The 9,791-nt window shown below is 63.6% G+C and carries 10 protein-coding genes; 9 read left to right on the forward strand and 1 reads right to left on the reverse strand.

Going from position 1 to position 9,791, the window contains the following annotated elements:
- Positions 1-162: 162 nt before the first annotated feature.
- From brnQ to I2E26_RS07065, 3 genes are all read left to right on the forward strand, one after another.
- Complete coding sequence (gene brnQ / locus I2E26_RS07055; protein WP_195420167.1) at positions 163-1,482, forward strand: branched-chain amino acid transport system II carrier protein; 1,320 nt, start codon at positions 163-165, stop codon at positions 1,480-1,482.
- Positions 1,483-1,962: 480 nt separating this feature from the next.
- Positions 1,963-2,679 carry a YitT family protein gene (locus I2E26_RS07060; RefSeq protein WP_229056483.1) on the forward strand — a complete coding sequence of 239 codons (717 nt, stop codon included), beginning with the start codon at positions 1,963-1,965 and terminating at the stop codon, positions 2,677-2,679.
- A gap of 76 nt (positions 2,680-2,755) precedes the next feature.
- On the forward strand, positions 2,756-3,235 hold the full coding sequence (locus tag I2E26_RS07065; RefSeq protein WP_195420174.1) for an S-ribosylhomocysteine lyase: 480 nt from the start codon (positions 2,756-2,758) through the stop codon (positions 3,233-3,235).
- Positions 3,236-3,242: 7 nt separating this feature from the next.
- Here the strand turns inward: I2E26_RS07065 and I2E26_RS07070 are convergent, their stop codons facing one another.
- Complete coding sequence (locus I2E26_RS07070) at positions 3,243-4,124, reverse strand: MurR/RpiR family transcriptional regulator (protein WP_195420168.1); 882 nt, start codon at positions 4,122-4,124, stop codon at positions 3,243-3,245.
- A gap of 187 nt (positions 4,125-4,311) precedes the next feature.
- On the opposite strand from I2E26_RS07070, the gene I2E26_RS07075 reads away from it, so the two are divergent.
- From I2E26_RS07075 to I2E26_RS07100, 6 genes are all read left to right on the forward strand, one after another.
- A complete protein-coding gene (locus tag I2E26_RS07075) occupies positions 4,312-5,751 on the forward strand; it encodes a glycoside hydrolase family 1 protein (protein ID WP_195420169.1) in 1,440 nt (479 codons plus the stop codon).
- 295 nt (positions 5,752-6,046) lie between these two features.
- Positions 6,047-6,874 carry a PRD domain-containing protein gene (locus tag I2E26_RS07080; protein ID WP_147588468.1) on the forward strand — a complete coding sequence of 276 codons (828 nt, stop codon included), beginning with the start codon at positions 6,047-6,049 and terminating at the stop codon, positions 6,872-6,874.
- Between the two features lie 111 nt (positions 6,875-6,985).
- On the forward strand, positions 6,986-8,437 hold the full coding sequence (locus I2E26_RS07085) for a PTS transporter subunit EIIC (protein ID WP_147588469.1): 1,452 nt from the start codon (positions 6,986-6,988) through the stop codon (positions 8,435-8,437).
- A gap of 78 nt (positions 8,438-8,515) precedes the next feature.
- Complete coding sequence (locus I2E26_RS07090; RefSeq protein WP_195420170.1) at positions 8,516-9,070, forward strand: PTS glucose transporter subunit IIA; 555 nt, start codon at positions 8,516-8,518, stop codon at positions 9,068-9,070.
- Positions 9,071-9,092: 22 nt separating this feature from the next.
- Positions 9,093-9,350, forward strand: coding sequence for an HPr family phosphocarrier protein (locus I2E26_RS07095; RefSeq protein WP_195420171.1), 258 nt, complete (start codon positions 9,093-9,095; stop codon positions 9,348-9,350).
- Positions 9,351-9,578: 228 nt separating this feature from the next.
- Positions 9,579-9,791, forward strand: a 213-nt coding sequence (locus I2E26_RS07100) for an aspartyl/glutamyl-tRNA amidotransferase subunit C (RefSeq protein ID WP_195420172.1), incomplete at its 3' end; no start/stop codon positions are given.

The following is a 9,791-nucleotide window of genomic DNA, read 5'->3' on the forward strand; positions in this document are numbered from 1 at the left end:
TGCTACCAAAACTATCTCATTTATAGGACGCGAAACGGCGGGCGATGGTCCCTTCTTATTAACAACGGGGGTCATCGAGAAGTTTGTACCCATCGCGCAGGAGGAGTTTGATAGAGTACTTCCCTAATACTTCGGCGGAATCACGACGTGAATGGAGCGGCTATGGACAAGCAGGCTTTGAGCCCCCGTCAATCTGTGCTGGTGGGCGCCACGCTGTTCTCGATGTTCTTCGGCGCGGGAAACCTCATCCTGCCTCCGCGCGTCGGCTTCCAGGCGGGCTCCGAAGGCGTTCCCGCTATGGTCGGATTCCTGCTGGCGGGTATCGGATTGCCCGTGCTCGGCATCATAGCAGTGGCGCTTGCGGGAACCATTCGCGATTTAGCCTCGCGCGTGCACCCCGTACTCGCAAGCGTGTTCGTGGCCGCCGTCTACCTGGCGATCGGCCCCTGCCTGGCGATCCCGCGCACCTCTTCGACGTCGTTCGAGATGCTGCAGCCCCTGCTTCCCGTCGGGGTTCCGCTCGAGGCGGGCCGCCTGGCGTTTTCCATCGCATTTTTCGTGGCGGCGTACCTGCTGGCCATGCACCCTGGGCGCCTGACGCATCTTTTGGGCCGCGTGACCGGTCCCGCGCTCATCGCGCTCATCATCGCCGTCACGGGCGCCGCGCTGCTCAGCCCGGCCCCCGAGGGCGTGGCCGCAGCCCAGGGCGCGTACGCGCAGGGTGCGGGCATGCAGGGATTCCTGGTGGGCTACCAGACCATGGACCTGCTGGCCAGCCTCACGTTCGGCATCGTGATCGCCACTAATATCCGCGAGCTCGGCGTAACGAGCGACGCCGGCCTCACGCGCGAGGTGTCGCGCGCGGGCCTGTTCGCCGGCATCCTCATGGCGCTCATCTATTGCGGCCTCGCCGCGGTGGGCGCCAACCTGAGCGTCGCGCAGCCGGAGCTTACCAACGGCGCCGCCATCTTGAGCGCTTCCGCGTCCCTGCATTTCGGCACCGTGGGCTTGGTGCTTGTCGCCGCGATCTTCCTGCTTGCCTGCTTGAACGTCTGCATCGGCCTCATCAGCTGCTGCGGAACGTATTTCGCCGGCGTGTTCCCCCGTGTTCCGTACAAGATGTGGGCGCTTGGCTTCGCGGTGTTCTCCTGCGTGGTTTCCAATTTCGGCCTCGATGCCATCCTGGCGTTCTCGGTGCCGTTGCTCAATTCCATGTATCCCATTGCCATCGTGCTGGTGCTCATGGGGTTGCTGCATACGGCATGCGACCGGCTCCCGCAGCTTTGGCCCTGGGTGGTGGGCCTTACCGCTTTGGTGAGCGTGGCGACGAGCGTGCGCGACGCGTTCTTCACGGGCGCTTGGCTGCCGTTCGACGCGATCCCGCTGGCGTCGCTTGGCATGGGATGGGTCCTGCCCGCGCTGTTGGGCGTGGTTCTCGGCGTTATTCATGCGCGGATCGCCGCTGCGCGCGCGAAGGCATAGCCAGACGTACCGTTCGGCATCGCCGGTGGCAGTAAAAGCAAAAAAATGAGTCTTTCGAAGACGCGGGTCCCCGAATGTATATTCGGGGACCCGCGTTTTGCTCTACAGATGTGAAGTAAAAGGTATGCTTCGGCGGCCAAAACTCGAAATGCGAGGGCGTTTTGCCGTCCGGGCGGCAGGGCGGGGCTCTCCAGGTGCCCGCAGAACCCCTTCGCAACGCTGCCGTAGACTCAAAATGTGCAATTTCTGCCATTGCATCCGGCGTTCAGGGCCTTGTGGTCGACAATGAAAACGGATGTCCATTATCTATATGCAGAAGATGGGAATTATTATTCAGTTTCGCCGTTGGAAACCAAAACCATTGCCAATAGTCCGAAATCGGACATATGGAGCTGTCGTGTACTCTGCTGGTCGAGCCTTGTTCGCATTTTTCTCGTTGGATACGCTGGAAGGGCAAACCATCGTAGGGGGATTATCGTCATGGGACAGGCTAGGGATATGCGCCGCCTCCGTGCGGCGCGCTTTTTGAAGAAGCTGGCCATCGTGCTGCTGGGCGCTGCCATCTTTACATTCGGCGTCCACAACATTCACGAGGTCACGGGTATCACCGAGGGCGGCGTTATCGGTTTCATGCTGTTTCTCAACAAGTGGTTTGCCGTTCCCTCGTCCATCGCGTCGCCGGTTTTGGACATCATCTGCTATGCCGTGGCGTTCAAGCTTCTCGGCGGCGGGTTTCTGGGTTGGTCCGCCATCGCCACTACGGCGGTTGCCGGGTTTTATCGCGTGTGGGAGAGCTTTCCGCCCATGCTGCCCGATTTTAGCGGCGACCCGCTGATCGCGGCTATTCTGGGCGGCCTGTTCGTAGGAGTGGGCGTCGGTCTGGTCGTGCGCCAGGGCGGGTCGGCCGGCGGAGACGATGCCTTGGCCCTGTCCATCTCGAAGGTGACCGGCTGGCGCGTGGGGCGCTGCTATCTGTTTACCGACCTGTCCGTTCTCGCGTTGTCGCTCAGCTATATCCCGGTCGAGCGCATCGCCTGGTCGCTGATCACGGTGACGATCTCGTCGGCCGTTATCGACGTCGTGGGAGAGATCTCGTGGGACCACGTGCACGAGCTGGGCGAGGCCCTGCGGGAACGCCGCCTGCCCCGCTTTGGCTCGGGGAAGGCACTCCAGCCATGCGAGGAACGATCGGAATAGGGTAGGGGATACGGCTGCGTCGGAGTAGAATCTGATGCAGCCGTTTTTATGTGAAGGAGAGCGCATCATGCAGGACATGGAAAAGATCGCCAGTTTCACCGTCGACCACCTGGTGCTCGAGCGGGGCGTGTACGTATCGCGCGTGGACCGCGATCCCGCAAGCGGGGCCGTGGTGACCACGTTCGACCTGCGTCTGACGGCGCCCAATCGCCAACCGGTCATGAACACCGCCGAGCTCCATACCATCGAGCACCTGGGCGCCACCTATCTGCGCAACCATGCCGAGTGGTCGAGTCGGGTGGTCTATTTCGGTCCCATGGGGTGCCGTACGGGCTTTTACCTGGTGGTGTTCGGCGAGGTCGCTTCTCGCGATATCCTGCCGCTGGTCACGGGCCTGTTCGAGTTCGTGCGCGATTTCGAGGGCGAGATTCCGGGCGCCCGCCCCGAGGAATGCGGCAACTATCTTGACCAGAACCTGCCCATGGCGCGCTGGCTCGCCCGTCGCTATCTGGATGAAACTCTGCTCGTGGCCGACGACGCGCACCTGGCGTACTGATCTTGTGCTAGCGCGGTAGCTCCGCTTCGCTTCGACTGAGCGCGGGCAGCTTGGTACGGGGAAGCGCGTGCAGCAGAAATGCCTCGCAGCGCGCCCAGTTGCCGGCGAAGATGCGCGCGAAGAGCGAGTCGAGCACATATTGCACGGCTATATGGCTGGCAAATTGCGTGATGCGCTGCTGGAGGTCCTCGCGGTCGCTGACATGCAGGTAATGGGCGAGGCCGGGGTTGAGCCGCGCGGCGCGGGGCGTCCCCACGAGAACGGTGGGGACGTGGCGCTCGGCGAGGATGGGTAAGAGCGTGGCGAGATTGGGAGCCATGCCGGAGTACGAGATGAGCAGCGCCGCGCTTCGATCGTCGGAGGCGAGCGCGCCCCAGATCTGGCGCTCTACGTCGGCGTGGCAGGCGGCGGGCATACCGCATGAAAGCAGGCGGTTGCAGAACATCTGGGCGGGATAGAGGTTGTGCGACTGCGTGTAGATGTCGATACGGTCGGCTTGGATGAAGAGGGCCGCCGCGCGGTCGAGCTCATCGGGGTCGAGCAGCGCCCGGGTATCGCGAAGGGTTTCCTCGTATACGGAATTCATGCGGTCGAGGATGGCGGCCGCGTCGTCGTGTGCCGCGAAGGGGAAGTTGATGTCGACCGGCGCCTCGCGGGAGTCGCGCCCCGTCCGCGCGCGGGCGAACTCGACTTTGAGCTCCTTGTAGCCCGAGAGCCCGATTTTCTTGCAGAACCGATGCACGCTGGGGATGGAGGCGTGGGCCGCTTCGGCGAACGCTTGGATGCTGTAGGCTTCGAGGCGGTCGGCCAGGGAGAGCGCCGTGGCGGCGAGTTGCTGCTCGACCGGCGTGAGGCCGCGTGCGTGCTCGATGCGGTGCAGAATATCCATAGGGGCCGCCTTTCATCCTACGGTGGTATCAGAATGTATCAAAAATACCATGCCCATCATCATGAGCTTGGAAAATAAGTATCGGATTCGATGATCTCTATTGCGGACACAGGGTCGCGCTGGCACGATGTGCGATGAAGGGCGGCCGAAAGGTGCGGCCGCGTCCGAGCAGCCAAGGAGGACTGCCATGCGGTTTCCGAAGAACTTTTTCTGGGGCGGCGCCACGGCGGCGAACCAGCTTGAAGGGGCCTGGAACGTCGATGGCCGCGGGCCGTCGGTCGACGATCATTTCACCGGCGGCGGCTACGGAAAGCCGCGCGAGATCACGATCGACATCAAGCCCGACGTGCTGTATCCCAACCACGATGGCGTGGATTTCTACCATCGTTACGAGGAGGATATCGCGTTGTTCGCGGAGATGGGCTTCACGATGTTCCGGATGTCCATCGCATGGAGCCGCATCTTTCCCCAGGGGGACGACGCCGCGCCCAACGAGGCCGGTCTGGCGTTCTACGACCGCGTGTTCGAGTGCTGTCGTGCTCACGGCATCGAGCCGCTGGTGACGCTGTCGCATTACGAGATGCCCTACCACCTGGTCGAGCTCTATAACGGCTGGGAGAGCCGCGAGCTCATCGGCCTGTTCGAGCGCTATTGCGCCACGGTGTTCGAGCGCTATCAGGATAAGGTGCGCTATTGGCTCACCTTCAACGAGATCAACTGCGGCACCTCGCGCATGGGGGCGCTGTTCGAGACCTCGATGATCCGAGGCTACGAGGGCCCGGGTTCGAAGGTCGTGGTCACGCCGCAGCAGTGCTATCAGGCGCTGCACCACCAGTTCGTGGCGTCCGCCCGCGTGGTGCGCCTGGCGCACGAGCGCTATCCGCAGTTCAAGATGGGCAACATGGACTGCTTCATCCTTTCCTACGCGGCCACGTGCGATCCCGTCGACGTGCTGGCGACGCAGCAGGAGATGAACCGCATGAACTGGTATTGCTCCGACGTGCAGGTGCGCGGACGCTATCCGTTCTACGCGAAGCGCTATTGGGCCGAGCACGGCATCGAGCTCGATGTGCGCCCGGGCGATCTTGAGGATATCGCTGCGGGCACGGTCGATTTCTATACGCTGTCGTACTACATGTCGGCAACCGTGGGCACGCATGGGGACCACGAGCAGACGGCGGGCAACATGTCGTTCGGCGGCAAGAACCCCTATCTGGAGAGCACCGACTGGGGATGGCAGATCGATCCGACGGGCCTGCGCATCGCGCTCAACGAGATCTACGCGCGCTACGAGATTCCGCTTATGGTGGTGGAGAACGGTATGGGCGCCTTCGACGAGGTCGAGGAGGACGGGGCGATACACGATCCGTACCGCATCGCCTACCTCGAGAGCCACGTGCGCGCCATGGGCGAGGCCGTGGCCGACGGAGTCGACCTTATCGGATACACCTGGTGGGGGCCGATCGACCTGGTGTCGGCGGGCACCGGCGAGATGCGCAAGCGCTACGGGTTCATCCATGTCGACAAATACGATGACGGCACCGGTACGTACGAGCGACGCCGGAAGGATTCGTTCTATGCGTATCAGCGCATCATCGCGACGAACGGGGCCTGCCTGGATGGGTAGGGCGGATCCAACCGCCCGCCCGCCGGCGATGTCCGCGGAGGCGTTCCGTTGCGCGCGGCGCAGATCGCGACCGGCGGGCACAGGGCGGCGCGCGTCCGTTCGTCGTGTGCTAACATACCGCTCGCCGTGAAATACCTACCGTTTGCGGTGTGATATACCGAGCGATTGCGGGCCCTGTTCTACCATCCATGGCTACAGCAAGGTTGTTACTCCTCGGGAGGCATCACTTGCGCACCAAGATGCGGGGGCCTGGTGGCTCCGGTTCGTGCGCAGCGATGTTCCGAGGAGTTTTTTCATGCTCATCCTGAAGAAAATCAACAACAACGTGGCCCTGGCGTCCGATGGCGCCGGCGAGGAGATTGTTGTCTTCGGCAAGGGCGTCGGGTTTCCCCGCATGCCGTATGAGCTCGAGGACGAGTCGGTGGTCGAGCGCGTGTTCGCGCACGTGGACGAGGAGTATCGGGCGGTTCTGCAGTCGGTGTCCGACGACGTCTTGCTGGCGGCGTCCGATATCGCCGCCATGGCCGCCGAATCCCTCGATTGCGCGCTTTCGGGCAACCTTGCATTCACCCTGGCAGACCACTTGCAGTACGCCATCGAGCGAACCGCCGACGGTATCGTGTTCGAGAATCCCCTGGCGAACGAGGTCCGCTTCGTGTACCCCCGCGAGGTCGAGCTCGGCGCCCGCGGCATCGAGATCGTGCGCGGGCGCACGGGGGCGGAGCTCCCTGGCTGCGAGGCCGTCTCGATCGCGCTGCATCTGGTGAACGCCGAGCTCGACGGCATGGGGTCCGTGCAGGATATGGACGTCGTCATGAAGAGCACCGCGGCGATCGAGCGCGCCACGCAGATCATCGAGCGCCGTTTCGGCATCGAGCTCGATCGCACATCCTATGCATACGTGCGCTTCGTCGCGCACATGCGCTTCCTCATGCGCCGCCTCATGCAGGGCGGCGGCAAGCAGACGCAGAACTCCAGCCTGTTCCGGCGCGCCTCCCGGGAATTTCCCGAGGCATACGCATGCGCGCGCGATATCGACGAGCACCTGTGCTCCGCCTACGGCTGGAATTGCTCCGATGAGGAGCTCCTCTACCTCATGATGCACGTCAACCGCCTGCGCTAGCGCGGCGGGCTCGCAACGTTTGTTTGGTCTCATATCGCCGGCGCCGGGCCCGTGCCGTGCGGTCGAGCATAGTTCGTAACGTATTTTCCTTGATGAGAAAGGAACGTATCCATGGCAGGAACGTACGATGACCTCGCACGCGTCATCCTTGAAAACGTGGGCGGCAGCGCCAACGTGGACAGCATCGGCCACTGCATCACCCGTCTTCGCTTCAAGCTCAAAGATGAGGCGAAGGCGAACGACGAGGTGCTCGAGGCGACCGACGGCGTGGTGAAGATCATGCACGCCGGCGGCCAGTACCAGGTCGTCATCGGGCCGCACGTGAACGAGGTCTACGATGCCGTGGTCGCGGCGGGCGATTTGAACGCCGGCGGCTCGGTGGACGAGGACGCGCCCGCCAAGAAGCAGACCTTCATGAACGTCGCCATCGACCTCATCTCGGGCATCCTCCAGCCCGTCCTGCCCGTGCTCGCCGCGGGCGGCATGACCAAGGGTTTGCTGAGCCTCGCCGCTTTCCTGGGTTGGATCAGCAAGGACTCCGGAACCTACACCGTGATCTGCTCCTTTGCCGACGGTATCTTCTACTTCCTGCCGATCTTCTTGGGCCTTACCGCCGCTCGCAAGTTCAAGATCAACGAGTTCGTGGGCGCGGCCATCGGCGCCGCGCTGTGCTTCCCGGCCATGGTGAACATCGGCGCCACCGCCGAAGCGCTGGGCTCCGTGCTCGCGGGCACGCCGTTCGAGATGAGCTACTACGCAACGTTCCTGGGGCTGCCCGTGATCATGCCGCAGTCCGGCTACACCTCGAGCGTCATCCCCGTCGTCCTGGCCGTGTGGTTCGCCTCGGTTCTCTATAAGAAGCTCGAGTCCGCTACGCCGTCCGCCATCCGATTCTTCGTGGTGCCCATGGCGACGCTGCTCGTGACCGTGCCCATGACCTACCTCGCGATCGGTCCCGTGGCCTCGATCGTCACCAACGGCTTGTCGCTGCTGCTCCAGAGCATCTACGAGATCCCCATGGTCGGCGGCCTGCTGTGCGGCGCGTTCCTGGGTGGCGTCTACCAGGTCATGGTCATCTTCGGCCTGCACTGGGCATGTGTTCCCATCGTCCTTACCAACCTTTCCGTCCTGGGCTTCGACGCCGTGCTGTCCGGTCGCGAGGTGTGCACCTTCGCCCAGACCGCCGCGACGTTCGCGATCTTCCTGAAGACCCGCGATTCCAAGCTCAAGCAGATCGCGCTGCCCGCCGCCATCACCGGCTTCTTCGGTACGACCGAGCCCTGCATCTACGGCGTGACCCTGCCCAAGAAGAAGCCGTTCATCATCAGCTGCATCGCTTCGGCTATCGGCGGCGGCTTCGTGGGCCTGATGGGCGTCAAGAAGTTCACCTCCGGGTTCTCCGGCATCCTGGGCCTGCCGATCTTCGTCGATCCCTCGGGTGCCGAGGGCGTCACCAACGTGATCTGGCTCGTGGTGGGCATCCTTATCGCCATGGCCATCTCGTTCGTGGGCACCTGGCTGACCTACCGCGATGAGGATAAGCAGGCGGCTGCTGCTCGATAGGAGGCCTGCCGTTCGGTTGCGGTTCGCGGGAGAGCCCGCCGTGCAGGAAAAACGGTTCATATGATTGGGGAATGTGCCATGGGTTTGTTCGATGTGTTCAAGAAGAAGGACGCGCCGTCGAAGCGCGAGGAATCTCGGGTCGCCATCGAGGCGCCCGCGACGATCGAGGTCCAGGCGGGGGCGGGCATCGTGTGCGCTCCGGTGACCGGAACGCTCGTCGCGATGTCCGAGGTGCCCGACCCGGTGTTTTCCAGCGAGGTACTGGGTCGCGGCTGCGCCGTCTGGCCCGCGTCCGATGTGGTGCGCGCGCCCGTTTCCGGCGAGGTCACGGTCACCATGGGCCATGCGGCCGGCATCAAGTCGGACGACGGTATCGAGGTGCTCGTGCATGTGGGCATCGATACGGTGAATCTCGAAGGCAAGGGGTTCACGGGGTATGTGGCCGCTGGGGACCGCGTGGTGGCGGGCCAGCCGCTGTTGGCGATGGACCGCGCGGCGATCGCCGCGGCGGGGTATAAGGACTGCGTCATCGTTGCCGTATCGAACTCCGCCGCCTTCTCGTCGGTCGAGCTCGCGGCCGATGCGAACGCCGAGATTCAGGCTGGCGCCGCCGCGCTGCGGGTCGCGCGCTAGCATATCCTTCGAAAGGACGCCCATGCAGACGTTTGTCTATGAAATCACCGATCCCGCGGGCTTGCATGCCCGGCCTGCCACGAGCATCGCCGCCGAGGCGAGCAGATGGCCGTGCGAGATCATCGTAGCCCTCGACCGCACGCGGGAGCGCGTCTCGGCGCGCGACCTCATGGGGCTTATGGGGCTCGATGCGCGCCAGGGCGACCGCCTGCAGGTGAGCGCGGACGGCTCGCGCGCCTCCGAGGCGCTGGCATCGCTGCTGCCGGTGTTCGATTTCTAGCCGTCTTGCCCGGGGCCGTCGCACCCGGGTGGTCAGCGGGTCCCATCAACCGCCCCTTTCGTTTCCGTACGGAAATGGATGGGGCGGTTTTTTGCGCCCGCTGGGGGGGTGCGACCCAGCGGGCCATGCGCCGCGACGCGCGCGATGCCCGTGCTTGCTCCATCGCAATAAAGCGGCCGCCATATGTCTATAATGGTGAACATTCGTACGCAAGCGGAAGGAGCGCCTATGGCACTCACCGAAACGGACGTGCGCGGCATTGCGGAATATGCGCGCATCGCCCTGGATACCGACGAGCTCGCCGAGATGACGGCCTATCTGAACGATGCCGTGGCCATGCTCGATCCCATATTGGAATATGCCGATGCAGACGTCGAGCCGACGTTCCATCCCATCGGGGACCTTGCGAACGTCGTGCGCGCGGACGCCGCGGACGCGGGG

Source organism: Collinsella sp. D33t1_170424_A12 (assembly GCF_015554865.1).
Lineage (GTDB): Bacteria > Actinomycetota > Coriobacteriia > Coriobacteriales > Coriobacteriaceae > Collinsella.

Excerpts from the sequence above, each read along its gene's own strand:
- brnQ (WP_195420167.1), top strand. The coding sequence starts at position 163 with ATGGACAAGCAGGCTTTGAGCCCCCGTCAATCTGTGCTGGTGGGCGCC.
- I2E26_RS07080 (WP_147588468.1), top strand. The coding sequence starts at position 6,047 with ATGCTCATCCTGAAGAAAATCAACAACAACGTGGCCCTGGCGTCCGAT.
- I2E26_RS07090 (WP_195420170.1), top strand. The coding sequence starts at position 8,516 with ATGGGTTTGTTCGATGTGTTCAAGAAGAAGGACGCGCCGTCGAAGCGC.
- I2E26_RS07095 (WP_195420171.1), top strand. The coding sequence starts at position 9,093 with ATGCAGACGTTTGTCTATGAAATCACCGATCCCGCGGGCTTGCATGCC.
- I2E26_RS07065 (WP_195420174.1), top strand. The coding sequence starts at position 2,756 with ATGGAAAAGATCGCCAGTTTCACCGTCGACCACCTGGTGCTCGAGCGG.
- I2E26_RS07060 (WP_229056483.1), top strand. The coding sequence starts at position 1,963 with ATGGGACAGGCTAGGGATATGCGCCGCCTCCGTGCGGCGCGCTTTTTG.
- I2E26_RS07075 (WP_195420169.1), top strand. The coding sequence starts at position 4,312 with ATGCGGTTTCCGAAGAACTTTTTCTGGGGCGGCGCCACGGCGGCGAAC.
- I2E26_RS07070 (WP_195420168.1), bottom strand. The coding sequence starts at position 4,124 with ATGGATATTCTGCACCGCATCGAGCACGCACGCGGCCTCACGCCGGTC.
- I2E26_RS07085 (WP_147588469.1), top strand. The coding sequence starts at position 6,986 with ATGGCAGGAACGTACGATGACCTCGCACGCGTCATCCTTGAAAACGTG.